Here is a 25,364-nt window from a genome sequence, read left to right on the forward strand (position 1 = left end):
CTACATAGTCTCACTAGCTAGCCAAACTGTCTACTCGGGATTCCATCCCGCCCTCGTCGAATCCAGCCGCGTCAGGCCAGGGTGCCGTCGACCAGTTTCACGATCATGGAGCAGTCCTTACCGCCGTGGCCCTGGTCGATCAGGCGTTGAAACAGCTGCTGCACATGCTGGCCGATCTCCAGCGGCGTGTCGGTGGCAGCGGCAGCGGCGACCGCCAGGCCGATGTCCTTATTGGCGAGGTCGGTCGTAAAGGTCGGCGCGAAGTCGCGGTTCACGGCCGCCGATGGCACGACGCCGGCAATTGGATACCAGGTGCGCAGCGCCCAGCTATCGCCCGACGAAACAGATGCGATATCCCAGAACACCTGCGCGTCCAGTCCCAACCGATCCGCCAGCACCGCCCCTTCAGCGGTCGCAGCGAGACTGATGAACAGCATCAGGTTATTGCAGATCTTCGCGGCCTGACCGGTCGTCGCGCCACCGGTCGGAATGATATTCGCGGCCATCGGCTTGATGTATTCGGTAGCGTCGCCGACGGCATCCGCAGCGCCTCCGATCATGAAGGTGAGCGTGCCATTCTCTGCACCGGTGATGCCGCCAGAGACCGGGGCGTCTACCAGGCGAAAGCCCGCAGCCGCCGCGGCATCGTGCAGGGCCTGGGACGATTCAATGTCGATCGTCGAGGACTCCACGAGCAGGGTTTTCGGGTCGGCGTGGGCGAACACTCCTTCGTCACCGAAGTACACCGCGCGGGCATGCTCACCCTTGGGCAATATGGTGAAAACCACGTCGGCGCCTTCTACGGCCTCTTGGATGCTCGTCGCGCGCGTGACGCCGGCGGCCACCGCAGCGTCGAGGGCTTCGACGCTCAGGTCGAAGCCGCGCACGCTGTGCCCGGCCTTCACCAGGTTTGCCGTCATGGGGCCGCCCATGTGGCCCAGCCCAATCCATCCGATGACCGCCATGGCGTAGCTCCTTCGCGTCGGTGACGGGCGTCACTGCCCGTCACCTCCACGATGGCACAACTTACCGCCAGCTAGTGCACGTACTCCAGCAGGTCGGCCCCCACCGAGCGCATGCCGTCGAGCACCGCGAGCCGGGTCATATGCCGAGCATCGTCGAACACCATCGACACCGCGTACGTCACTCCGGCCCGCGGACCGCGGAGGATTCCCACCTCGCTGCGAACGCCCGTCGTCGTTCCCGTCTTGTTGACCATGAGCAGACCGTGGTCGCTCTCCCGGTGCGCGAGCGGATCCAGGCCGAAGGCACTGGCCACGAGCGACAGGTCGGTGTTGAGCGACAGCCAGCCAATCACCCGCGCGCTGGTCTCAGCATTCACGATCTCACCGCGGGCGAGCGCCGTGAACAGCCAGGTGAGCTCCTTCGCGCTGCCCACTGAGAGCTGCGGCGCGTCGTCGGGGCCGCGTGTGTCGCGCACCAGATCGAGCAGCGCCGTGCGGCTGAGTCCGAGCTGTTCGGTACGGGCGCGCACCGAGTGCAGCCCTACGGCACGAATGAGCACGTTCGTGGCGAGGTTGTCACTCGTCGCGCCAACGAGGGCGGCAAGATCAGCGACACCGAGTCGTGAAGTCTGCAGGTGCTGCCAGACACCGGAATCACTCACGGCATCCGCGCCGGATCGTTCGAGCATCGTGGCCAGCCCGAATTCGGCGTCGTTCAGGCGCGCTGCCACCTCGATCAGCAGCAGCACCTTGCCAACGCTCGCCGTTGGCATCGACACGTGGTCGTCGACCGAGAAGAGCACGCGTCCGGTCGAAAGATCGGTTGCCCGGGCCGAGACCTGCACATCGTTGAGGGCGAGTTCGCCGAGGCACGCAAAGCCACGGGCGAAATTCTCAGGCGAGTCTGTTGTGCGGTGTTTGCCGCCAGGCACTGCCGCGTGGCGGGAACGGCCAGGCACGGCATCCGCCCGGCTGGAAGCAGCACTGGCGCCGTCGGCGTCGCGCCCGGAAACGATCACTCGGTTCGATCCTTTCCTCGGCATACGCCCCGCGCCTGCCTCATCCCCAGCTCAGAAGAGCTTGTTCCTACAGTAACCCGGACGGGGGGACGATCGCGCTACCAGATGGTGACGCGCTGGTCGGGGGCGAGGTAGAGGGCATCCGCTTCGCCGACCTCGAACGCCTCATAGAACGCGGGAATGTTGCTGACGATCTGGTTGCAGCGAAACTCGTTCGGGGAGTGCGGGTCGATAGCCAGCAAGCGGATGGCCTCAGCGTCGCGCAATTTCATCTGCCAGGCCTGGGCCCAGGAGAGAAAGAATCGTTCGGCACCGGTGAGTCCGTCGATGACGGGGCTTTCTGCACCGTTCAGCGAAAGCAGATAGGCCTTCCAGGCGATGGAGAGCCCGCCGAGGTCACCGATGTTCTCGCCGATCGTGAGCGCGCCGTTGACGGTGTGACCGGGGATGGCCTGCGGCGTAAGGCCCTCGAATTGCGCGATGAGCGCGGTCGTGCGCAGCTCGAACGCGGCCTTGTCCTCGGCGGTCCACCAGTCGGTGAGGCGACCATCGCCGTCGTACTTGGAGCCCTGGTCGTCAAAGCCGTGACCGATCTCGTGGCCGATGACCGCACCGATCGCGCCGTAATTGGCGGCCGGGTCACGCGCATCGTCGAAGAACGGAAACTGCAAGATGGCGGCCGGAAAGACGATTTCGTTGAATCCGGGGTTGTAGTAGGCGTTGATGGTCTGCGGCGTCATGAACCATTCGTCGCGGTCGAGCGGCTTGCCGATCTTGCCGAGCTCGCGCTGAAACTCGAACTCGCCAGCGGCCTTGACGTTGCTGATGAGGTCGTCAGCTGCGATCTCGAGACTGGAATAGTCGCGCCACTTCACCGGGTAGCCGATCTTCGGCGTGAATTTGCGCAGCTTTTCGAGGGCTCTTGTGCGTGTCTCCTCGGTCATCCAGTCGAGGGTGCTGATGCTGTTTTCGTAGGCTTGCACGAGGTTGGCCACGAGCACGTCCATGCTCTCCTTGGCGCTCGGCTTGAAGTGACGCTCCACGTAGATGCGGCCCACGGCCTCGCCGAGAGCGCCCTCCACGAGTGAAACGCCGCGCTTCCAGCGGTCACGCAGCTGCGGGGTGCCGCTCAGGGTGCGCCCGTAGAAGTCGAAGTTCGCCTCCACGAATTCACCCGACAGGTACGCAGCGCTCGAGCGGATGACCTGCCAGCGCAGCCAGTCCTGCCACGATTCGAGGCGGTCGTCTGACAGGGCGGTCGCGAGCCCCGCAATGAAGCTGGGTTCACGCACGACGACCTCCTCGAAGCCGCCGGCCGGGGCGTCGAGGCCATCAAGCCAGAGGTCGACGTCGGCACCCGCGGCGAGTGCCGAGACCTGGCCCCAGGTGCGCAGGTTGTAGGTTTTCTCACTGTCGCGGGTCGCTACCTTGTCCCAGTGGTGCGAGGCGAGTTCGGTTTCGAGGTCGAAGACGCGCGCTGCGCGTTCGGCGGCGCCGTCGAAACCGGCGAGGGTGAACATCCGCTCGAGAAATTCCTGGTACTTGGTGCGAATCTCGGCGAACTTTTCTTCGCGGTAATAGGACTCGTCTGGCAAGCCGATACCACCCTGCGCGATGAAGACCAGGTAGCGTTCGGGGTTGCCTGGGTCGTTGTCGACGTAGAGGTGGAAGGCTCCGGCGACGCCACCGCGCTCGAGGCGGCCGAGGGTCGAGAGAAGTTCGGAGATGCTGGTGACCGCGTCGACCGCGGCAAGGTCGTCGCGCAGCGGGCTGGACCCGAGCGCTTCGATGCGCTCTTCGTCGAGAAAGCTCGTGTAGAGGTCGCCGAACTTGCGCTCCAGGCTGCCCGCTGGCGCGGCCTGCGCCTCGACGATAATCTCACGCACGGCCTTCTCGGCGTCTTCGGCAAGCATCGTGAAGGAACCCCAGCGGGCCTTGTCGGCGGGGATCTCGCTACGTGCGATCCACTTGCCGTTCACGTGCCGAAAGAGATCGTCTTGTGGGCGCACCTCCGGGTCAAGTTCGTTCTCGTTGATTCCGGATGCACTCGCCAGCTCAGTCATGAGCCCAGCCTATCTGGGCGGAGTCGGTGGAAGCCGAGTGTACGAATCAATATTCGATACTAAAAGCGCTGCCCGCCAACGCCGCATCACTTCGAATAAGTATCTGGGTTCGATTGTTGCGAACGAGACGGCCGAACCGACCCCTCGACGAAATACAATAAGGGATCGTTTATTCGAAGTTGTGAGGAGATAGTCGTGCCAGATTCCCGCGGCAGGCGGGCAGGCGGCTTGCAACACGGGAGTCGACACCGGGGTGCGTCCGCGTGTTGCAGAACTACGCCCTGTTCCCTACTGATGACCGCAAACCACCGGCGTTGCAACAACCCACGGCGCGCACCCGAGAACGGGAACACGATCTCGGGTGAGTGCTGTCGTGGTCAGTCAGATGTCGCTGGCGGTCTCAAACATTGAGACTTGGGGGGCGCTGGCTAGCAATGAGCCCAGTTCGGTCGCACCCGCACCCGCACGCCACTCACGGTAGGCCGCGTCAGCGTCGGCCGACGCCCACCGCTCCAGCAAGATCATGTGGGCGGGATCATCACAATCAAGCAACACGTCAACACCCAAACACCCCTCAAATGCTCGGGTCCCGGTAAGGATGTCGCGCAGCATGGCCGGCGCACCGAGAACGGCTTCCGGTTTCAAGCGAAGGTCAAGAAGTACTGTCAGGGCCATGAAAACTCCAATTCATGCAAGGGAACGGGGGCGGACGTGGTGCTTAGAAGTTGAGGATCTGGTAGCCCTGGACGACGAGAGAACGGATACTCGCTTCGCCTTTGTACTCAGCAAGTAGCGGCCAGCCGCCGGACTCGACAGCGTCGGTAACCCCGTGGGATGCGACGCAGAATGCGCAGGCGCCCCGGATGTTGTCGTGCAGGGCAACGGCGAGCGGGTTCATCTTGTGCTTAGGGTCTGAGATGGCGGCGAGGGATTCAACACCCGATCCGTCGAAAACGACGACAACGTCATCGCCAGCATCCTTGAACTCGAGGGCGGTTTTGAGACCGCGATAGACGCGTGAGGTGTCGGAGCCGATGGGCTCATAAATGACGACGGCGATCTTAGATTCAGACATGAATAGTTACCTCCTAGTTAGACCGATCTGGTCACTGTCAACTATACCGATCGGTCTGGTAATATCAAAGTATGTATTCGTCGACCATCACCCCGATAGTGAGCGCCAAAGAGCGCCTACTCGCGTCCGCGGGCCGCCTGTTCCACGAACACGGCATCAATGCAACGGGAATCGACCTTGTCGTGCGTAACGCGGGCGTCGCCAAAGCCAGCCTCTATAACAACTTCGCCAACAAAGAAGCTCTCGTCGTGGCCTACCTGGAGCAGGAACTAGACGGCTGGATCCGAAACGCCCACGTACTGGACAATCCGCTCTCACCACGCCGGGAGCGGGTCGCCGCCCTATTTGAGGCCCTCGCCCGCTCAGTCGAATTGAACACGTTCCACGGCTGCCCATTCACCAACGCCGTGATCGAACTGCCGGAGTGCGCGGCGGTACGCACGGTCGCGCAAGACTACCGCGCCGTCGTTCGCACACACTTGGCCAACCTCCTCGGTGCAGACACTATGTCCACGGCAGTATCCCGCCTCGTCTTGCTCTACGACGCGGCTATCACCGCTGCGAAGGTCGGCCGCGACGCTGCTCTCGTTCGCGAAGCAAGCACCATGGCACAAGAACTCGTCGACGCTCACAAACACGAGGAAACGCAGCCGCCCGCTACCAAGGGAGAACTAACGAAACGTGACGCAGCTGCCCGTTAGCCGGCGGTGGTCAGCGCTTGGTCACTGCCTTCTGACTACCGGTCAGATCCGGCTCGGGTGGTGACCGGCAAAGATTCGGAAACCTCATCGGACGATAGGTCTTTGCGCGCCCAGTAGCTGGCGAGCACCGAACCCGATACGTTGTGCCAGACCGAGAATATCGCTGCCGGCAGCGCGGCCACCGGGTTGAAATGCGCCACGGCCAGGGCGGCGGCGAGGCCGGAATTCTGCATGCCCACCTCAAAGCTGAGAGCTCGGCGACTAGCGACGGGAAGCCCGAACAGACGCCCGATGTAGTACCCCAACGTCAGCCCGAGGGAGTTGTGCAAGATCACGGCGACGACCACGAGCACGCCAATCGATAACAGCGTAGAGGCACTCGCGGCGATGACGGCCGCAACCACGACGGTGATGCCGGCCACCGACAGCAGCGGCAAAACATCGAGAAACCGCTCCACCAGGCGCGGGACGATCATGCGCAGCACGAGCCCGAGCACCACCGGAACCAGCACGATCTGCACAATCGACACGAATAAAGCGCCAGCATTAACGGGCAAGGACTCTCCCACGAGCACCAAGACCAGCAGCGGCGTCAGCACAGGCGCCAACAACGTCGAAACGGACGTCATCGCCACAGACAATGCGGTATCGCCCTTAGAGAGGTAAACCATCACGTTGGACGCTGTACCTCCGGGCACCGAACCGACCAAAATCATGCCGGCCGTCAGCATCGGCGAAAGCCCCAACGCGACGGCAATCCCAAAGCCAAGCAGCGGCATCACAAAAAACTGGACGGCAACGCCGAGCAGTAGCGCCCACGGCCGCCTGGCAATAATCGCAAAGTCAACGGGACGCAGCGTCATACCCATTCCCAGCATGATCACGGCAAGTAACCACGGGATCGCCACGGTCAGGCCTGAAAATGCGTCGGGCACAGCAAGCGCCAACGCCCCCGCAGCCAAAACAATAACGGCAAACCAACGACCGACGAATGCGCTGACAATTCTGATGCGGTACATGATGAAACCATACCCACAATGAACAGGGACCTCGTGGCCGGCACCTGCTGGTTAGGCAGCATCCCCGAGGCACTGCCACTGAGTCTTCGGATTCAACACCGCCAAATCCACCAACTCCCGGAATCGGCGCGAACGCACAGGAACGCTGCCAGTCTCCGGCGCAACGCAACGCTCAATAAGTCAGGCGGCAGCGCGGCTCAGAACTGACCGGCGGCCCCCCGTAAAGTCGAACTATCAATATTTTGCGGGCACAGCCCATCGACCGCGACATTCTGCGGCTCGCCGTGCCCGCGCTCGGCGCCCTCATGGCCGAACCGCTGTTTCTGCTGGCGGATTCGGCCATGGTCGGCCACCTCGGCACCACCCCTCTGGCCGGACTCGGCCTGGCGAGCGCGGTGCTGCAAACCATCATCGGCCTCATGGTGTTTCTCGCCTACAGCACCACCCCGGCCGTGGCCCGCTGGCTCGGCGCCGGCGATACGCGCAAGGCAGTCTCCGTCGGCATCGACGGGCTCTGGCTCGCCGTCGGTCTCGGAATCGTTCTCGCGGCCGGTGGCCTGCTGGCCGTTCCGGTGCTCGTCGGCGCGTTCGGCGCCGAACCGGCCGTGACAGCGGATGCCGACACCTACCTCAGTATCTCAATGTTCGGCCTGCCCGCCATGCTGCTGGTGTTCGCCGCCACCGGACTGCTGCGCGGCCTGCAAGACACCCGTACCCCGCTCTACGTCGCCGGAATCGGCTTCGGCGCGAACATTGCGCTCAACTATGTCTTCATCTACCTGCTCGGCTGGGGCATTGCCGGATCGGCCGTCGGCACGGTCGTGGCGCAGTGGGGCATGGCCCTGGTCTACCTCGTGGTGGTCGCCATGCATGCCAGGCGCCAGAGCGCTCCGCTGCGCCCGCACCGAGCCGGATTACTACTTGGCGCCCGCAGCGGCGGCTGGCTGTTTGTGCGCACGCTCAGCCTGCGCGCTGCCATGCTCCTCGCCGTGTTCGTCGCCGCCCAGCTCGGCTCCCCCGAGCTCGCGGCCTTTCAGATTGCCATGACCCTGTTCGCGACGCTCGCCTTTGCCCTCGACGCCCTCGCGATCGCCGCCCAGGCTCTCGTCGGTCGCGGCCTCGGTGCCGGAGACGTGGCGCACGTGCGCGCCGTGCTGCGCCGATGCCTGGAATGGGGCGTACTGGCCGGCCTCGTGCTCGCCGCCGTCGTGATCGGCACAAGCGGCGTGCTCGGGCACGCGTTCACGAACTCTGACGCGGTGACCTCACTGCTGCCGCTGACGGTGATCGTGCTGGGGGCATCCGTCCCCCTCGGCGCGGTGGTGTTCGTACTCGACGGCGTGCTCATCGGCGCCGGCGACGCTCGCTACCTGGCCCTGACCGGGCTGCTCAACTTCGCAGCCTTTGTGCCGCTGGCCGCTGCCGTGTTGGTCTTTGCGCCGGCGGGCCCAGTTGGTCTCGCACTGCTCATGGCGGCGTTCGCCCTCGGCTACCTCGGCGCCCGCGCGCTGACGCTGAGCGTGCGCGCCCGCAGTTTGGCCTGGATGATCGTCGGCGCGCGCTGACTTCGCGCCGCAGATGCAGGACCGGCCGCGCACCGGCATCCACTGCCTGAACGGCGCTAGTGCGGATCGACCGGATGCTCGATGTAGCGGGGGCTTTTCGGGTTCATGACGGAGTTGTGGCGACCGTAGAAGAAGTAGATGACCAGGCCGATGACGAGCCAGATGCCGAAGCGCAGCCAGGTCTCCCAGTGCAGCTGCGTGATGAGAAAGACAGAAGACAGCACCCCGAACACGGGCACCCAGGGCATGAAGGGCAGCTTGAAGGTGCGGGGAACATCGGGGCGGGTGCGTCGCAACACAATCACGGCGACGCACACCACGACGAAGGCGGCGAGAATTCCGATATTGGTGAGGTCGGCAATCAGCCGGATCGGGAAGACCCCGGCCAGTAGCGCCGCGGCAAGGCCGGCAATCCATGTGACCCGGGCGGGAGTTCCCTTCCGGTCGGTGCCGGAGAACCACTTGGGAAGCAGGCCGTCGCGGCTCATCGAGAACCAGACCCGGCTGACGCCGAGGAGGAAGGTCAGCATAACGGTGAGGATCGAGATAACGGCGAAGGCCGAGAGCACGGTCGCGACGATCGGAAGCCCGACGGACTGGAATGCGACGGCGAAGGCGGCGGTCGGGTCGATATCCTGCCAATTCTGCATGCCGGTGAGCACGAGAGTGGCCAGCACGTAGAGCACCATGGCGATGGCGAGCGAGAGCAAAATCGCCTTCGGCATGTGCTTCTTGCCATCTTTGGCCTCTTCGGCGGCGGTGCTCATAGCGTCATAACCGAAGACGGCGAAGAAGACCGTGGCCGCGCCGGTGAAGACCGCGCCGAACCCATTCGGCACGAATGGAACGTAGTTCTGGGTGTTGATGTAAAAGAACCCAAGAACGATGATTGCGAGGATCAGCAACACCTTGAGTCCGACGGCGACGAGCTCAAAGCGGCCGAAGGTCTGCGTTCCGCGGCTGAGGATGAAGGTCACGAGCACGCAGACCACGATGGCGGGCAGGTTGATCAGGCCACCGTCGAGAGTGTCGGGGGTGCCCTGCATCCAGGTCGGAACGTCGATGCCGATGCCGCTCATGAACTCGGTGAAGTACCCCGAGATGCCGATCGCGACAACGGCGACGATCGCGATGTACTCCAGCAGCAGGTCCCAGCCGATGAACCAACCAATAATCTCACCGAGGGCGACATAACCGTAGGTGTACGCCGAGCCCGCGCGGGGGATCATCCCGGCGAACTCTGCGTAGCTGAGGGCGGCGGCCGCGCTCGCGAGTCCGGCGATGAGGAAGGAGATGAGCACGGCCGGACCGGCGCCTTCGCCGTCCGGGCCGCCGTTTGCAACGAGTCCAGCGAGAGTGAAAATACCGATTCCGATGATGCCGCCGACGCCGATCGCGGTGAGCTGCCAGAGTCCGAGGCTCTTGAAGAGACCGTTCTTGGCGGTCTCGTCGCCGATGTCGGTAATGGGTTTGCGCCTCATGACCGAATTGGAATTGCGCTCGTTCATTTAGCCTCCATTGGCTTGGCTACAACCGTTTCATGCGCGCTTGCACATGATTTCGGGAGGGCTTCGTGCGCACGGCTCCGAGCTCTCACCAGTCCTAAGGGTGGCACATGCGTGAGCTAACGTCATGCAACTCGCGCAAAGAGTAACTTTACGGACTGACTGCCGCACGGGTCAGCGGATGCAGCAGTGCGGCAAGTGAAAGGCTTTCAGACCTGCCGGTAGGAACTCGGGACCGCGGCCAAATCACGCGCCCAGCGGGTAGGCGAGAGCATTCTGGCGCACCCCAAGGGTTAGCCGGTCGCCGATGCGGGGCAGGTCGGGGGCCGCCACTCGGGCTCGCACGGTGAGGCCTGCCGGGAGGGCGAAGCTCACCAGGGCGTCGTGGCCGGCGTAGGCGATGGCCGTGGTGACGGCACCCGTTTGTCGTTCGGTCGATGGCAGAGCCAGGGTCAGCCATTCCGGGCGGAGCAGCACGAGCACCGGCGTTCCGTCGGCGGGGGCGGATGCCGCGCCCATCCAGTCCGCCGGGAGAGAGCCGAGGGCGCACTCCACCTGGCCGTCCCGCCACTGGCCGTCGAGTTCGACGGTGTCGCCGACGAATCCAGCGACCCAGGGGTCGACCGGGCGCTCATAGACATCCGCTGGGGTGCCGAATTGCAAAATCTTCCCGCCGCGCATCACGGCCACGAAGTCGGCAAGGGAGAGCGCCTCTTCCTGGTCGTGTGTCACGATCACGCTCGTGTTGTGCTGGCCACGCAGCAGGGCAGCGACCTCGGTGCGCAGGGCCGAACGCAGCAGCGGGTCGAGGGCCGCGAACGGTTCGTCGAGCAGTATGAGGTCGGGGCGAGGAGCGAGCGCCCGGGCCAGCGACACCCGCTGGGCTTGGCCACCGGACAGCTGCGAGGGGGCGCGATCCACGAGTTCGGCCAGGCCCACGAGGGTAGCGAGCTCCGCGATGCGGGCCGCGCGGCTGGTCTGGCGGCCGCGGTCGGGGCTGATCGGTACTGCAGTGAGGGGGTTCGCGTGCGCCGCTGTACCGGCCAGAACGGACACCGGTCGGGCGCGGTTGGCGCGACCACGCCGGGTGAGTCCGGCCAGCAGTCCGCCGACTCCGCCGGAAGTCTCGCCGGGTTCGCAGTAGAGGTCGTCGTTCTGCTTCGTGCGCGGCAGACCGAAGCCGATGTTTTCACCCACCGACAGGTGCGGAAACAGGGAGGCATCTTGCGGAACCCAGCCCATGCCGCGCTTCTCCGGAGCTCGCAGCACGCCGGGGCCGGTCACGAGGCGCCCACCAACGGTGATCGTGCCCGAGTCGACCGGCAACAGACCCGCAACCGCGCGCAGGAGCGTGGTCTTGCCGCATCCGCTGGGACCGAGGACGGCCACGAGCGAGCCGCGCGGAATGTGCAGGCTGACGTCGTCAAGCACACGCGTGTCACCATAGGAGACGCTCAGCGCCTCGATCGTTACCCAGCCCACTAGTTCTCCCTTGCCGTGCCGCGAATGCCGGACAGCAGCACCGCGGGCACCATCGCCACGAGCACGAGCGCCGCCGCGTATGGCGCCGCAGCGCCGAACTCGAACAGGGCCGTGCGACTCCACAACTCGGTCGCGAGCGTCGAAATGCCCGTCGGCCGCAGCAGCAGCGTCGCTGGCAATTCTTTCATAGCTGAGATGGCCACGAGCAGTGCGCCGATCGCGATGCCAGGCAGGGCGAGGCGTGCGGTCACCCGCCACCAGGCCTGAAACGGTGACAGGCCGAGCATGCGCGACACGTCGCCGAGGCTGGTCGGTACCGCCGCAATGCCGCTGCGCACGCTGCCGATGGCGCGCGGCATGAACAGAACAACGTAGGCGAAAACGAGCACGAGCGAGGTTTGGTAAAACATTGGAACCGCAGCGAGCGCGAAGAACACGAGGGAGAGGCCCACGACGATACCGGGCAGGGCATGGCCGAGAAAGCCGACGGCCTCGATTGCCGCGACGAGCCTTCCGCGGTACCGGGCGGCGAGCGCGGCGATCGGCAGCGCCACGAGCACCGCGATCACGGCAGCCGCCAGGGCCAGCCCGAGGGTCGCGCCGATCGCCTCGACCAAACGCGACACGTCGATTGCGCGCAGGGTTTCAGCCTCGAGCAGGCGACTGAGCAATCCGACCACCGGAACCGCGACCCCGGCGAGCGGCGCGGCGAGGAGCAGCGCGACATAGACGGGCCAGGTACGGCCGGGCGAGCGCATCGGCATGGTACTGCGACCGGGAACACTGGAGACTTGGCGGCGGCTGCGACGTTCGCCGGCCACAACCACGAGGGCGAGCACGACCAGCACGAGGGCGAGCAGCGCGGCCTGGTTGCGGTCGAAACTCGCACCATACGCGGCATTGATTCCCCAGGTGAGCGTCTGAAACCGTAGCATCGCGACGAGCCCGAAATCGCTCAGCGAGTAGAGGCATACCAGTAGCGCCCCGGCGATCGCGGCCGGGCGAATCTGCGGCCAGGTCGCGGCCGCGAACGCGCGAAACGGGCCACGACCGAGGGTGCGGGCCACCGATTCCAGATCTGCGGATGCGCCGCGCAGCGCCGCCGCGACCGGCAGCGTCACGTAGGGGGTGCAGACCGCGGTCATGACGAACCAGCTGGCCCAAAACCCGTTGAGGTGCGGAAACCAGACCAGCCAGCCGTAAGCGGCCAGGTAGCTTGGAACCGCCAGTGGCAGCGCGGAAACCAGCAATAACGTGCGCTGCAGAGGCAAGCGGATGCGCGTGAGAACCCACGCGCAGACCGTGCCGAGCACGAGGCACGACAGGGTGACGGCCGAAGCGAGCAGCACCGTGTTGATCGTGAGCTGCAGCACGCGCTGGCGCATCAGGGTATCGAGCAATTCGGTGAGCCCTGCCTCGGTCGTGCGCGCCACGAGGTAGACCAGCGGTATGGCGGCAGTCGCCGCGCAGAGCGCGGCGAGCACCAGCAGCCAGGGCGGCGCGCCGAAGCGATGTCGGCCGGGCGCGCGCGGTGGCAGTGGCGCATCCGTTTCGAGCGGTGGAATGAGCAGCTCGGTCACGAGAGACTCCCGGCGCAGGGTAGGGCGCAGCCACCGACCCGAGCCCACAACCGCGCCTTCACTGCTGCAATGTTAGATCAGGCCGTGTTTGCCGAGCAGGGCCTGGGTGTCGGCGAGGGTGTCCAGGTCGGCCAGGTCGAGGTCGGGGTTGACGAGTGAGTCGAGCGCGGGCAGTCCGGCCGGGGCGTCGATGCCGGCGATGAGCGGGTACTCGTAGGTCTCATCGACGAAATACTGCTGGGCATCGGTGCCGACGAGATAGTCGATGAACTCGAGCGCGTCGGCATCCGCCGTGGCACCTGCGAGCAGTCCGGCCCCCGTGACGTTCACGATCGATCCGGCATCGCCAGCCTCGGGATAGGAGAGCTGCGCGCGCATGTTGGCCTCGCCGGTTTCGGCGGCCTGGGCGAACCAGTAATAGTGGTTGATGAGTCCGGCCTCGATGACCCCGTCGTTGACGGCGGCGAGGATCGCGCGGTTGTTGTCGAAGATGACCGGGTCATTGGCGGCGACGGCGGCAACCCACTTGTCTGCGGCCTCTTCGCCGTTCAGCACCCGATAGGCGGTGACAAAGGCTTGAAAGCTCGCGTTGGCCGGCGCGATGCCGAACTTTCCAGCCCAGGCGGGGTCGGTGAATGCATCAACGCTTGAAGGCACCTCGGCCGCACTCATCACTTCGCTGTCATAGGTGATCACGCGAGCACGGCCGGTGACGCCAACCCAGGTGTCGTCGGTCGAGGTGAATCCGGCTGGGACCTTGTCGGTGGTTGTTGCTGGCAACGTCGCGAACAGGTCGGCGTTGCTCAGCGCTCCGAGCGCTCCGGCGTCTTGCGCGAGAAACACCTGGGCTGGAGTGGCCTCGCCCTCTTCGAGCAGCAGGGCGCCGAGCTCGGCGGTGTTGCCGTAGCGCACCTCGACGCTGATGCCGCTTTGCTCCTCGAACTGGTCGATGAGCGGCTGGATGAGCGCTTCGTCGCGCCCCGAGTAGAGGGTGAAGGCACCGTCTGCGGAGCTTGCTGCCGGCTCGGCGGCCTGCGTGCATCCGGCGAGGGCGAAAACGGTGGCGCCGGCAACGAGTGCGGCGACAGAGATGGGAATGCGCATGGGACTCCAGAGACGTGGCGAACGATTGCTAAGGTAAGGCTACGCTAACTTTGTCGACGGAGCGAATCGTGTGTCCATGTGTCCATTCGACAAGGGCAAGCCGAGGCCTGGCTGGCTGCGACGCCGGATGCGCGGCGGAGCGCGCGGGGAATAGCCCGAGTCAGCAGACCGTTGGCCCCAATGATCATGCAAGTCGAGTACTCGCTGCCCGTCTCGCCTAATTCGAAGGAATGACTATTGTGGATCTAACTAACCGATACGGCATCATCACCGGAGCAGGGCAGGGAATAGGGCGTGCCCTGGCTGTCGAATTCGGATCGAGAGGCGCCCACCTGCTCCTGGTCGGCCGGAAAGAGTCAACGCTCGTCGCGACAGCCCGGCTGGTCGAAGCCGCCGGCGGCACGGCCGAAGTTTTTACGCAGGATCTCACCCTGCCCAATAGTGTTGACCGAGTAGCTGAGGCCGTAGGGTCATGGGCCACCGTGGACCTACTTGTGAACAATGCCGGCAACGTGCGCGCCGGCCGGCTCGAATTGACCAGCGAGGCCGACATTCGGTCCATGATCGAACTCAACCTCGTTGCCCCCGTGCTTCTGACCCGGGCTCTGTTGCCGCGTCTTCGTACCGGCGCCGACCGAGACAGCATTGTCTTGAACATATCCAGCGGAATCGCCCTCGTCGGCATGCCATTTTATACGGTCTACGCCGCGACTAAGGCCGGCCTCGCTCGTTTCGGAGAATCCCTGCGGCGCGAATTGACCGGAGTGAAAGTGCACGTGACGACCGTCTACCCGGGCGCGACGGATACCGACATGATGTCATCTCAGAACGCCGGCGCCGACTTGGGCTGGGAGCGTCGATCCCTCGACGACGTCATTGCCGATGTGCTGGCCGGACTGGAGGCTGGCGACCACGAAATCAACACGGTCCCCGAAGACCGGCGCGGCATGCAGGAGCTCAACATCTCCGACCCCATGGCCGTCGATGCCGCGATGGCCCCCGGACTCGCAGATTTGGAATCTGCGGTACGAGACCACCGCAGCATCTAGGCAAATCGTTCGGGTGGCACTCGTTGTACCTTTGACCTGTCCGCCCGTCTCGAGTCGAGGCCGTCCGCCCCCATCCAGGAACCGTGATGCCGATTATGGCTAACCCCGCTGACTCCAGCGTCGCTCTTGCGGCCGTCGGCAGTGCGCGCCCCGCCCTGCTCGGCTGGCGCAATGCCGTATTCGCGGCGTTCTTTGTGTCGGGCCTCGGCCTCGCGAGCTGGATGTCGCGGGTTCCCGCCGTGCGCGACGGCCTCAGGCTCGACACTGCTCAGGTCGGCCTGCTCATCTTTGGACTCTCCGCCGGCTCGGTCGTCGGCCTGTTGATCGCCGCGGGCCTGCTCAATCGCCTCGGCGCCCGCCGGGCCATGCTGCTCAGCGTCTCGTTGTCGGCCTCCGGGCTCGTGCTCATGGGCGCCGGTGTCAGCGTCGTGCCCTCGGCACCGTTCGTGTTCGCCGCCCTCGCCGTCTTCGGAATCGGCATGGGATCCGTCGACGTCATGATGAACGTCGAGGGCGCCGCAGCTGAACGTGCCATCGGTCGCACGCTCATGCCGCTCATGCACGCCTGCTTCAGCCTCGGCACGGTGGTCGGCGCACTCGGTGGCGCCGCCGCATCCGCTTGGCAGGTTTCGGTGTTCTGGCACCTGATGATCGTGGCAGTGCTCGTTCTGAGCACGATCGTCGTGGCCGTGCGTTTTCTTCCGGCGCCCGTCAACACCACTGAAGCGGATGCCCCCACACCAGCCTGGCGCAACCGCCTGCGAGATAGTCTCGCCGTTTGGCGCGACCGTAAACTGCTTCTGATCGGCGTCATCGTGCTCGGCATGACCTTTGCCGAGGGCTCGGCCAACGACTGGCTCGCCCTCGCCTCGGTCGATGGTCACGGCCTCAGCAACACCGACGGTGCAATCGTCTTCGGCGTGTTCGTGGCCGCGATGACCGTGGGGCGCGTCATTGGCGGGCCCGTGCTCGATCGCTTTGGCCGGGTTCTCGTATTGCGCGCCTGTGCGGGAATCGGCATTGCGGGGCTCGCGCTGTTCATCCTCGCGCCGAACACTCCGCTCGTGATCGCGGGCACGATTCTCTGGGGCATCGGCGCGTCGCTCGGTTTTCCGGTGGGCATGTCCGCGGCCGCCGACGACACCAAGAACGCCGCAGCCCGGGTGAGTGCCGTTGCCATCATCGGCTACTTCGCCTTCCTGGTCGGGCCTCCCGTGCTCGGCCTGCTCGGCGAGGCCTGGGGTATCCTCAATGCCCTCTACCTGATCTTGGCGCTGATGGTACTGGCCGGGCTGGCGGCTCCGGCTGCGCGGCCGGTGGCATCCGCCCCGGTTTGACCGAGCGTCTCCCAATAAACCAACTGACGGCCGCGCGTGCGGGTCACCAAGCTGGACCGATGGCCAGATCCGGACTGTCACGAACGACCTGAGGCCGTAAACTCGACCAGTGCGCCTTGTAATTGCGAAATGCTCCGTTGACTATGCCGGGCGTCTCAGTGCGCATCTGCCGCTGGCCACCCGCCTGCTGATGATCAAGTCCGACGGGAGTGTGCTCGTGCACTCCGACGGCGGCTCCTACAAGCCGCTCAACTGGATGAGCCCGCCCTGTTCGGTCACCATCTCCGAACCCGACAGTGATCAAGCGGATGCCGGTATCACCGCCCTCTGGACGGTCACCCACGCCAAGACCGCCGACCAACTCGTGGTCAGTGTCTACGACGTTCAGCACGACTCCGCGCACGAGCTCGGCATCGACCCCGGCCTGATCAAGGACGGCGCCGAATCGCACCTGCAGAAGTTGCTGGCCGAGCATATCCATCTGCTCGGTGAGGGATTCACCTGTGTACGCCGCGAATACATGACGGCGATCGGGCCGGTCGATATTCTCGCGCAGGACGCGAGCGGCCGATCGGTCGCCGTCGAACTCAAACGCAACGGTGACATCGACGGCGTCGAACAGCTCACGCGCTACCTCGAATTAATGAACCGTGACCCGCATTTGGCGCCGGTCAGCGGGGTTTTCGCCGCGCAGACGATCAAGCCGCAGGCCCGCAGACTGGCCGAAGATCGCGGTATTCGCTGCTTGCTGCTCGACTACGACGCCATGCGCGGACTCGACGACACGGCCTCGAAGCTCTTCTAACTCGCCGCGCAGCCCAAGCCGACACACACTAACCGGGCAAAAGCTGAGAAAAAATGGGTAAATGGGGTAACTATGCGGTGATCGCCTAGGCTATTTTAAGTGAATCCCACTCTAACGCGCACCTGGAGCGCCATCCTCTTCGACCTCGACGGAACCATCACCGATTCCGCCCCGGCTATCACCAGCTCTCTGGCCCGCACCTTCACGTTGCTCGGCCGCCCCGTTCCCTCGGCTGCCGAACTGCTCGCCTACGTGGGCCCGCCCATGCTCGACGCCTTCCAAGAATACGCAGGCATGACCCCCGACGAAGCCCACGAGGCCATCGCGGTCTACCGGGCCGAGTACCACGGTGCCGCCGCACTGGATACAGCTGTCTTTCCCGGCATTGCGGGCCTGCTCGAGCGCATCCACGCTGCGGGCATCCCCCTCGCCCTGGCCACCAGCAAGCCCGAACTGAGTGCGATCGCCATTCTCACGCACTTCGATCTTGCGAAGTACTTCACGGCAACGGTCGGTGCCTCCGCTGACGAGACCCGCAGCCACAAGTCCGACATCGTCGCCGAAGCCCTGGCACGTCTCGCTGCGACCGGCGTCGACACCAGCGGCGCGGTCATGGTCGGCGACCGCAGCTATGACGCCATCGGCGCTCAGGCCAACGGCATTCCCGCCATTCTCGTGGAGTGGGGCTACGGCTCTCCCGCCGAAGCCGCAGCCGCGACAGCCGTGGTGTATTCGTCCGACCAGCTGGGTCGGTTACTGCTGGGCTGAGACCTCGCGCCTAGGAGTCGAAGCCGAGCCTCCGCGCGTCGAAGCTCGTGAGTAAGACATTACGTTTTCCCCGGTTATGGTCGGCGCGGTTGAGCGCCCACCGGGTGGCCTGAATTCCAGCGGATGCGATCGGCTCGGCGGAAACGAAAGTGGACGCCCCGCACCATAGCCAGTTCAGTGCGTTCCGTGGTGCGGTTAGCCAGCTGATCGAGTACCACCCGGCGGCGAAGTGCGCCGCGCCGCCGCCAAGACCGGTGAATCCGGCGGCGTAGCTGATGCGCCCGCCGCGAGCCTGCCCGAAAAAGGCGCAAAACCAGGTTGAGGTGTCGATGGCACCGGCCCATTTGTGTCGGAACCGCACCCCGGCGAGATTGGTTGACGACGCTACCGCGGCCTGTACGGCCGTCGCATCGAGACACACCGTATTCTCGTCGGTGCTCTCCTCGTGCAACCACTGACCCTGGTGTTCCTCGATGGCCAGGTCGATGATTCCGGTGCACTCAAACTGGCAGTCAAGTCCGAGGTCGGCCACCGCCAGCTCAATGTCGTCGAGGTTTTCCTGACCGAGTTCGATCAGCCGGTCGATCTCCTACGGCCAACGGCGGCGCCCGTTCTCTTCACCGCGGGTGTTGCGCACGAATGCATTGCGCCAGTTCGCCGGTTCGCCAGTTCGCCAGTTCGCCAGTTCGCCAGTTCGCCGGTTCGCCAGTTCGCCAGTTCGCCGGTTCGCCAGTTCGCCAGTTCGCCAGTTCGTCTCCGGACGGGGCCCGGGCCCCGTCCAGGCTTGAAGGCGGGTGTGGACCTCCGCTTAACGCGACAGTGCCGCCCCGCAGAAGCGGGACGGCACCAGATTAAACGCTGGGACTAGATGATCGCGGCGCGCAGGGCGGCAGCAGCAGCGGCCGGGTCCTCGGCGCCGTAGATTGCTCCGCCGGCAACGGCGACCGTTGCTCCGGCGCGCTGCACCGAAGAGATGGTCGACAGGTTCACGCCACCCGCGAGGGAGAAGGGAACCTTGGCGGTCTCGCCCTGGTTGAGCAGTGTTGCGAGCGAGAAGCCGGGCTCGGCCTGCTCGTCGAGACCGGCGTGCATCTCTACGAACTGCGCGCCGAGCGCGGTGACCTCGCGGGCACGGGTGACCTTGTCGGCGACGCCGATGAGGTCGACGACGATGCCCTTGCCGTGCTTGGTCGCGGCGGCGACCGCTCCGATAATGGTGCTGTCACCAGCCGTGCCGAGTACGGTCACGAGGTCGGCGCCGGCGGCGAACGCGATGTCGGCTTCGAGCTCGCCGGCATCCATCGTCTTGAGGTCGGCGAAGACGATCTTGTCGGGGTGAGCGGCCTTGATCGCAGTGACGGCGCGCAGGCCCTCTGCCTTGATCAGCGGGGTGCCGAGCTCGATGATGTCGACGTGCGGGGCAACCTGGGCAGCCAGCTTGAGTGCTGCTTCGGTGGTCAATACGTCCATTGCTACCTGGAGCTTCATGGGTTTCTGCTTTCTTTTAGTGACTAAGAGTGGAAAGTTTTTGGAAGGGTTCGCGCCCTATTCGAGGTTGGCGTGACGCGGCCAGAGCTGTTCGGCCGTGGCCCCGCTCGCTTGCCAGAGCGTGTGAAACAGGGCATCGCCAACGAGCAACAGGGCCTGCTCGAACAAACCGCCCGAATACTGGGCCGATACCTGTCCGGCATGGTCCTGCTTGGCCGCGGCCGGAATAACCACGGTCACCGCAGCGAGGCGCCCGAGCGGCGACTCGGGAGCCGTGGTGAGCGCAAGAATGTTCGCGCCCACACTCTGCGCCGTCTCGGCGGCTCGCACAATGGCGCCCGTCGTCCCGGAGCCACTCGCGACCAGCAACAGGTCGCCAGAAGCGATCGCCGGGCTGGTCACCTCGCCGACAACGTGCACGTCGAGTCCGAGATGCATCAGCCGCATCGCGGTCATCTTCAGCGCCAGTCCGGAGCGACCGGCACCCAGCACGAATATGCGGGGAGCCGCAGCGAGTGCGGTGGCCGCCTCGTCGAGCGAGGAAGCGGATGCAGACCGCAGCGAGTTCACGACGTGACTGTTCTCGGCAAAAATGAGGCCAAGAGCATCCGCTGCAGAGGGGGTGGTTGTCATTTCGGTCATAGGTCAATACTCCACTCCTTCGAGCGGGAGTGCTGCCCACCAAAAGGACGGTTTAACTATCCAAACGGATAGCTATGAGCGGGCATCAGGGATGGCCCGGGTAGGCTGGACCTATGACGATCTTCGCAACCTCCCGAGAGCCCGGCACTCACGCCGCCGGTTCCTCCGGGCAAACCGCGCAGACCTCGCGCACCGCGGCGGCCGAACGCTCCAAACTCATCGCCGACCTAACCGACGCGCACGCAACCACGCTGGAAACCCTGCTGGCCGTGCTGCGCTCGAAAAGCACGAGTGACACGGCCGCCCGCCAGAAAGCCACCGAGCTGGCCGCCGCGGCGATGGTCGCATTGCGCGCGGTGAGTGACCTCGATCGCAGCCTGACCGAGGAACCCGTCGCGCAGGCCTTCGAACGCCTGCGTGACGATCTGCGCCCGCTCGTACGTTTCGGCGACCTCGACGTACAGTTCATCGAGCCACCGGTGAATGGGCGCGCCCTTCCCGGTGAGGTCGCCCACGAAGCCCGCGCCATCGTGCGCGGCGCCGTGCTCGCCCTGGTCGAGCAGGCCGGGGTCGCCCGGGTTCGTGTGCAATGGGACTGCGACGGCAGCAACCTGCTCATTCGCATTCGCGACGACGGACCGGGCGATCTCAACGGGGAGGTTCCCAGTGTGCGTCAGCTCGCCGCCCGTGTCGTCGCGCTCAGCGGAACCCTGAACGTCGAGGCGACCGCCGGCTGGGGGTCCGAGCTAGCGGTGTCACTTCCGCTCGACGCGCCCACGGCATCCGTTTCTGCCGCTGCGACCTGGGGGCTCAGCCCGCGCGAACGCGGCGTGCTCGAGCTCGTGGCGTCTGGCGCACGCAATAAAGCGATCGCCGAGGCGCTGACTATTAGCGAGAACACCGTGAAGTTTCACGTGGCCAATCTGCTGCGCAAGGTGGGCGCCTCGACCCGCGCCGAGTTGGCCGCTCTCGCTCGCTGAGCGATTCCCCGCGCTCGTTCATTGCGCCAGCTATCGCTCCTCGCGCCCTCTGAAACTGGCGCGCCCACCCGTATCTGGCGCCGCGATCAGCGTTATGGTGATGATCGAGGGACCCGGCCAAACTGCACCCCCGTGCCCAGGAACGCGATGACGCTCTCTGCCGGGCCCGGTTCGAGTTCCGTTGGACCGACCCGTTCGCGCACTCTCTCGACCCAGGCACCGCGCAGAGCTTCCACGACGAAACGCTTCCGGCTGGCCCGGCCAAGGCCGCCCACTTCTGCAGCAGGTGCGGTCCCAACTTCTGTTCCATGCGCATTTCAGCGGATGCGCGTGTCTACGCCGAAGAGAACGGCCCTACCAGCCTCGAGGCCATCGAGGCCATCGAGGCCGGCGTGGCCGAGAAATCGGCCGAGTTTGCCCGACTGGGCAGCTCGGTATACCTGCCACTCCGGGTGCTGACGACGCGCCAAAACTGATGCTGGCTGGAGGCTGATCGCGCGAGCAAGAGCACGCGCATCCGCCTCCGCGTGCGCATGCACATGCTGCTCGGGCTCACCGGGACACGTTTATCTCGTGGAACCGGGCACCACACGGCGCTCTGAGAAAACCTCCCTCAAATTGGGGGTAAACGCCTACTCCACACGCGGCTACCCCGCTCATCGACAAGCGGGCACCATGGTCGTATTCCAACAGTGGAGGTCGTAATGACAACCGGATTCGACATACGAAAACAGCCAACCGCGACAACTGTGATCCACCTGAACGTGCACGTGTTTGGAAACCTCAGCGTTCGACGGGGGCCGGTCGTACTGCACGCTCACCAGCTGGGCGGACCCAAACCCCGCCAGATCTTCGAAATTCTGCTCGTTCACCTCGGGCTGCCCGTTTCCAAAGACCGCCTGATTGAAATGCTCTGGGGCGCGAATGCTCCGGTCGAGGCGCTGCCCACCCTCGAAAGCTACGTGAGTGTTCTGCGTCGGCATCTGCAGCCGGGCGCGGGAAAATTCGGTCCGCTAAAAACCACCACTGGCGGCTACGTATTGGACCGTGACCTGGTCGACGTCGACCTGGACCAGTTCGACGTACTGTTGCAGCGAGCGCAGAGGACCGAACCCACCCTCGCCTACCCTCTGTTGTTGCGGGCGTTGAACCTCGCCGACGCACCGCTTCTCGGCGACGAACTCATTCCGGCCTGGGCGTCAGAAGCCCGAAACCTGCACGCCGCTCGCCTAACCAGCGCCCGCATTCTCACCTCGGAAATCGCCGCCGTCCTGCACCGCATCGATGACGCCCTCGTTTTCGCGAATCTCGCGCTGATCGACGAACCACTGAACGAGCGGGCATGGACGGCCCTTATCCTGGGATTAGAGACCAGCGGGCGTCACGCCGAAGGGCTTCAGGCCTATCACCGGTGTCGTCGTGCGATGCAGGACGAGTTGGGCTGCGCTCCCGGCCCGATTCTGCGCGCCGCCCAGCTGCGGCTGCTGCACGCGACAGCCGATGGGGACGGCGACCTGGCCGACGTGCTTTCCGCCCTGATCACATTGCACGACCAACTCCGAGTGTCATCCGCCAGCGGCTCGGCCTTGCGCCGTGCCACCACTAATCATCCTCGCCCAGAGCCGGTCGAGGATTCCCTCCGGGAGGCTACTGATGTTGTCACGTCATTTCTGCGACGCGCCGTCGCTCGCGCTTGAGCTGGCCGCGCCTGCGCGCGCCGACCTACCATATGGGGGGGCAAAGAGTAAGCCCTCGACAAAAACTGCGCTTCTCCTGATACTGACTTCGTCAATTGGAAAAGTACGGCGTCTTCCCACGCTACGGAAGCTCACGAACGGGCAGAGAGGTCTCCGCACATGACCGCGCAGATGTCCCCGATCGAACCCAGCGCGCAGGGGACTACCGCTACCGCATCCCTGACCGGTTCCATCCCGGTGGTTGAAACGACGACGGGACAAATCCGCATACTCATCGTCGACGACCACACTACGTTCGCCGAACTGCTCATCGGGTCCCTTAATCGCGAACCCGATTTGTGCAGCGTAGGTTCGGCCAACAGCGTGGCCAGCGGCATCGCCGCCTGTTTAGAGCTGCTCCCCGACGTCGTCGTCATGGACTACCACCTGCCCGACGGCAGTGGCCTCGTTGCGGCCGCCGCCATTCTCGCCCGCGCGCCGAATACCCGCATCGTCATCCTCACAGGCGACCCTGCCCTCGAGGCCCTTGAGCAGTCCGCCGCGATCGGGGTGTGCGCGTTCCTGCCCAAGGACGGATCGCTCGCGACGGTGCTTGACACCCTGCGGCACGCACGTAACGGTGGCTTCATCGTGCATCCGTCCCTTGTCGGGCTGCTCAGCGCCCGACGCCGCCAGCGCAGCGAAGAGATCCCCTTTCCCGAGCTGACCAAGCGCGAGTTCGCCGTGCTTCGGCTCATGGGCGAAGGCTCCGACGTGCGCGCCAACGCCAAAGTTCTTGGCATCTCGGAGAACACCTGCCGTGGCTATGTCAAGGCAATCCTGGGCAAGCTCGGCGCACACTCGCAATTGGAGGCCGTTGTGATCGCGACCAGACTCGGCTTGGTACCGGCCCAGCATGTCTAAACGGCGGCCGGGCTCGTCGCTGCCCAATTGGCACGACGACGCTCAGGCCGCCGAAGGCTCCGGGGTTCGCGCCGCGGTTCAGCGATTTCTGCTCATGGGGCTCATCGCGATGGTGCTGGTCGCTGTGCCGGTATCGCTCTGGGTACGCGCGCAGTCCGCACATAACGCCATGGCCAACGCGGTGCTGCTCACCCACCGGCTGGCCGACTACTCGATCGGGCCGCTGATCACTGATGCCGTCATTGACGGCGACCCCGGTGCGCGTCGACAGCTCGACGAACGGCTCGCCCCGCGCATCGCCGACGGTTCTATGGTGCGCGTCAAAGTGTGGGATACCAACGGCACCATCGTCTATTCCGATCTGCCGCGGTTGATCGGTCAGACCTTCCCCCTGCCCAGCTGGACCTTCGAAATGCTGGCCGATGGCAAGGGTCGGGCCACTCTGGAAACGCAGACATCTCCCGATGACCGATATGAAGCCGATTCGGGCGAACTCGTCGAGGTCTACGTGCCGACGATCGCCTCCACTGGTGAAACGTTTGTTCTTGAGGCCTATTTCAACGTCGATGGTGTGCGTCAGGAACAGAATTCCGCACTGCTCGGTCTTATCCCGGCGTTCCTGCTTGCGTTGGGTGCCCTCCAACTCGCCCAGCTCGTTCCGGCAGTGCAACTGGCTCGCCGCATCCAAAAGCATCAGTCGACCAAGCGTAAATTATTGCAGCACGCGATCGACGCCTCTGATCTCGAACGCCAGCGCATTGCGCGCGACCTGCACGACGAAGTCATTCAAGATCTGGCCGGTTTGTCTTATGCCCTCGAAGCCGAGGAGATGCACTCCGCACCCGAGAATCGTCCATTGTTTGGCCAGGCGAAGGCCATCCTCCAGAAGAACGTGCGTACCCTCCGAGCCATGACGACCGAACTGTATCCCCCCGACCTGGAAGAACTTGGGCTGCCCGAAGCACTGGCCCGCCTCACCGCACCGTTGCTCGAGCAAGGGATTCAGGTGAAGCTAACCGTGCCGCCCAATTGCGACCTCGACCGCGACCGGTCAGCGATGTTCTACCGAGTGGCCAGGGAGGTGCTCGCCAACACCGTCAAACATGCCAGGGCCAGCACTCTCGAGCTCACCCTGATGCAAGACGATGACTGCACCATTTTGCTCATTCATGACAATGGCTGCGGCTTTGATTTGAGTGCCGATCCCCCCGACAACCATCTGGGCCTGCGCATCATGCGCGACACCGTCTATGTTGCTGGCGGCTCGCTTGAGGTTCGCTCCTGGGCAGGCCGCGGTACCTCCGTCATGGCTACTCTCGATCGTGCAGCTCCGGTTCGCTCGCGTTAGTCGACCGCCCGGCGCCGCCTCAAAGAAAGCATGACCCCGACCAGCGACGGCTATCGCGGCCCGGCTCGGGCTCTGTGGCCATGTCCACGCGGCCTCCACCCGGCGTTCCGGCACCGATCAAACTGCCATAGTCACCGAGATCATCCATTTCGATCAGACCAAGCACACCGAATGCGCCCAGCTGGAGAGCGTTCCTGCGTGACGTCATGACCTCTCCTCAAGGCTTTCCACTGATGTTCGTTGTACTGCAGAACATGGGGAAAGCCGGC

Annotated in this window: 25 protein-coding genes; 11 read left to right on the forward strand and 14 right to left on the reverse strand. The window is 64.8% G+C overall.

All coding sequences use genetic code 11. The features are described from left to right. Positions 1-71: 71 nt before the first annotated feature. From mmsB to CXY83_RS10010, 5 genes are all read right to left on the reverse strand, one after another. Positions 72-965, reverse strand: a complete 894-nt coding sequence (mmsB, locus tag CXY83_RS09990) for a 3-hydroxyisobutyrate dehydrogenase (RefSeq protein ID WP_104197209.1) — start codon at positions 963-965, stop codon at positions 72-74. A 71-nt stretch (positions 966-1,036) separates the two neighbouring features. Further along, entirely contained in the window at positions 1,037-1,984 is a 948-nt protein-coding gene (locus CXY83_RS09995) for a serine hydrolase (RefSeq protein WP_233200777.1), read from the reverse strand. A gap of 98 nt (positions 1,985-2,082) precedes the next feature. Beyond that, positions 2,083-4,047, reverse strand: a complete 1,965-nt coding sequence (locus CXY83_RS10000; RefSeq protein WP_104197211.1) for a M13 family metallopeptidase — start codon at positions 4,045-4,047, stop codon at positions 2,083-2,085. Positions 4,048-4,428: 381 nt separating this feature from the next. Beyond that, positions 4,429-4,722, reverse strand: coding sequence for a putative quinol monooxygenase (locus tag CXY83_RS10005; protein WP_104197212.1), 294 nt, complete (start codon positions 4,720-4,722; stop codon positions 4,429-4,431). 43 nt (positions 4,723-4,765) lie between these two features. Further along, positions 4,766-5,122 carry a DsrE family protein gene (locus CXY83_RS10010; RefSeq protein WP_104197213.1) on the reverse strand — a complete coding sequence of 119 codons (357 nt, stop codon included), beginning with the start codon at positions 5,120-5,122 and terminating at the stop codon, positions 4,766-4,768. Positions 5,123-5,193: 71 nt separating this feature from the next. Between CXY83_RS10010 and CXY83_RS10015 the strand changes: the two genes are divergently transcribed. Then, a complete protein-coding gene (locus CXY83_RS10015) occupies positions 5,194-5,823 on the forward strand; it encodes a TetR/AcrR family transcriptional regulator (RefSeq protein WP_104197214.1) in 630 nt (209 codons plus the stop codon). A 35-nt stretch (positions 5,824-5,858) separates the two neighbouring features. Here the strand turns inward: CXY83_RS10015 and CXY83_RS10020 are convergent, their stop codons facing one another. Beyond that, positions 5,859-6,842 (reverse strand): bile acid:sodium symporter family protein, encoded by a 984-nt coding sequence (locus CXY83_RS10020; protein WP_104197215.1) that lies wholly within the window; start codon positions 6,840-6,842, stop codon positions 5,859-5,861. Positions 6,843-7,084: 242 nt separating this feature from the next. Between CXY83_RS10020 and CXY83_RS10025 the strand changes: the two genes are divergently transcribed. Further along, positions 7,085-8,407 (forward strand): MATE family efflux transporter, encoded by a 1,323-nt coding sequence (locus CXY83_RS10025; RefSeq protein WP_104197216.1) that lies wholly within the window; start codon positions 7,085-7,087, stop codon positions 8,405-8,407. Positions 8,408-8,463: 56 nt separating this feature from the next. On the opposite strand, the gene CXY83_RS10030 is transcribed toward CXY83_RS10025, so the two are convergent. The 4 genes from CXY83_RS10030 to CXY83_RS10045 form a co-directional block, all read right to left on the reverse strand. Beyond that, entirely contained in the window at positions 8,464-9,915 is a 1,452-nt protein-coding gene (locus CXY83_RS10030; RefSeq protein ID WP_104197217.1) for an amino acid permease, read from the reverse strand. A 243-nt stretch (positions 9,916-10,158) separates the two neighbouring features. Beyond that, entirely contained in the window at positions 10,159-11,394 is a 1,236-nt protein-coding gene (locus tag CXY83_RS17400) for an ABC transporter ATP-binding protein (protein ID WP_198416454.1), read from the reverse strand. Continuing rightward, on the reverse strand, positions 11,394-13,022 hold the full coding sequence (locus tag CXY83_RS10040) for an iron ABC transporter permease (RefSeq protein ID WP_198416455.1): 1,629 nt from the start codon (positions 13,020-13,022) through the stop codon (positions 11,394-11,396). Before CXY83_RS10040 ends, CXY83_RS17400 begins: the two co-directional genes overlap by 1 nt. Positions 13,023-13,046: 24 nt before the next feature. After that, positions 13,047-14,078, reverse strand: coding sequence for an extracellular solute-binding protein (locus tag CXY83_RS10045; RefSeq protein ID WP_104197218.1), 1,032 nt, complete (start codon positions 14,076-14,078; stop codon positions 13,047-13,049). Between the two features lie 239 nt (positions 14,079-14,317). On the opposite strand from CXY83_RS10045, the gene CXY83_RS10050 reads away from it, so the two are divergent. The 4 genes from CXY83_RS10050 to CXY83_RS10065 all read left to right on the forward strand — a co-directional run bounded on the left by CXY83_RS10050 (position 14,318) and on the right by CXY83_RS10065 (position 18,037). Beyond that, positions 14,318-15,127, forward strand: coding sequence for an SDR family oxidoreductase (locus tag CXY83_RS10050; RefSeq protein ID WP_158251868.1), 810 nt, complete (start codon positions 14,318-14,320; stop codon positions 15,125-15,127). Positions 15,128-15,213: 86 nt separating this feature from the next. Continuing rightward, entirely contained in the window at positions 15,214-16,464 is a 1,251-nt protein-coding gene (locus CXY83_RS10055) for an MFS transporter (RefSeq protein WP_369831148.1), read from the forward strand. A gap of 109 nt (positions 16,465-16,573) precedes the next feature. Next, positions 16,574-17,269 carry an endonuclease NucS gene (nucS, locus tag CXY83_RS10060; RefSeq protein ID WP_104197220.1) on the forward strand — a complete coding sequence of 232 codons (696 nt, stop codon included), beginning with the start codon at positions 16,574-16,576 and terminating at the stop codon, positions 17,267-17,269. A 99-nt stretch (positions 17,270-17,368) separates the two neighbouring features. Next, a complete protein-coding gene (locus CXY83_RS10065; RefSeq protein ID WP_104197221.1) occupies positions 17,369-18,037 on the forward strand; it encodes an HAD hydrolase-like protein in 669 nt (222 codons plus the stop codon). Between the two features lie 10 nt (positions 18,038-18,047). Here the strand turns inward: CXY83_RS10065 and CXY83_RS10070 are convergent, their stop codons facing one another. From CXY83_RS10070 to hxlB, 3 genes are all read right to left on the reverse strand, one after another. After that, on the reverse strand, positions 18,048-18,569 hold the full coding sequence (locus CXY83_RS10070; RefSeq protein ID WP_104197222.1) for a hypothetical protein: 522 nt from the start codon (positions 18,567-18,569) through the stop codon (positions 18,048-18,050). 332 nt (positions 18,570-18,901) lie between these two features. After that, the gene (gene hxlA / locus CXY83_RS10075; RefSeq protein ID WP_104197223.1) at positions 18,902-19,525 is read right to left on the reverse strand and encodes a 3-hexulose-6-phosphate synthase; all 624 of its coding nucleotides are present in this window, start codon (positions 19,523-19,525) and stop codon (positions 18,902-18,904) included. Between the two features lie 57 nt (positions 19,526-19,582). Beyond that, on the reverse strand, positions 19,583-20,167 hold the full coding sequence (hxlB, locus tag CXY83_RS10080) for a 6-phospho-3-hexuloisomerase (RefSeq protein ID WP_369831149.1): 585 nt from the start codon (positions 20,165-20,167) through the stop codon (positions 19,583-19,585). 113 nt (positions 20,168-20,280) lie between these two features. Here hxlB and CXY83_RS10085 point away from each other — a divergent pair, with 113 nt between their 5' ends. The 5 genes from CXY83_RS10085 to CXY83_RS10105 all read left to right on the forward strand — a co-directional run bounded on the left by CXY83_RS10085 (position 20,281) and on the right by CXY83_RS10105 (position 25,095). Beyond that, entirely contained in the window at positions 20,281-21,147 is an 867-nt protein-coding gene (locus tag CXY83_RS10085) for a response regulator transcription factor family protein (RefSeq protein WP_104197224.1), read from the forward strand. Between the two features lie 122 nt (positions 21,148-21,269). Next, entirely contained in the window at positions 21,270-21,623 is a 354-nt protein-coding gene (locus tag CXY83_RS10090; RefSeq protein ID WP_104197225.1) for a phosphomethylpyrimidine synthase ThiC, read from the forward strand. A 228-nt stretch (positions 21,624-21,851) separates the two neighbouring features. Further along, complete coding sequence (locus tag CXY83_RS10095) at positions 21,852-22,844, forward strand: BTAD domain-containing putative transcriptional regulator (RefSeq protein ID WP_104197226.1); 993 nt, start codon at positions 21,852-21,854, stop codon at positions 22,842-22,844. 159 nt (positions 22,845-23,003) lie between these two features. Continuing rightward, positions 23,004-23,747, forward strand: coding sequence for a response regulator transcription factor (locus CXY83_RS10100; protein WP_104197227.1), 744 nt, complete (start codon positions 23,004-23,006; stop codon positions 23,745-23,747). After that, positions 23,740-25,095, forward strand: coding sequence for a sensor histidine kinase (locus CXY83_RS10105; protein WP_104197228.1), 1,356 nt, complete (start codon positions 23,740-23,742; stop codon positions 25,093-25,095). The genes CXY83_RS10100 and CXY83_RS10105 overlap by 8 nt, the downstream gene beginning before the upstream one ends. A gap of 19 nt (positions 25,096-25,114) precedes the next feature. Here the strand turns inward: CXY83_RS10105 and CXY83_RS17405 are convergent, their stop codons facing one another. After that, the gene (locus CXY83_RS17405) at positions 25,115-25,303 is read right to left on the reverse strand and encodes a hypothetical protein (protein WP_146069903.1); all 189 of its coding nucleotides are present in this window, start codon (positions 25,301-25,303) and stop codon (positions 25,115-25,117) included. Positions 25,304-25,364: the final 61 nt, after the last annotated feature.

The organism is Cryobacterium sp. M15 (assembly GCF_002929675.1).
Lineage (GTDB): Bacteria > Actinomycetota > Actinomycetes > Actinomycetales > Microbacteriaceae > Cryobacterium > Cryobacterium lyxosi.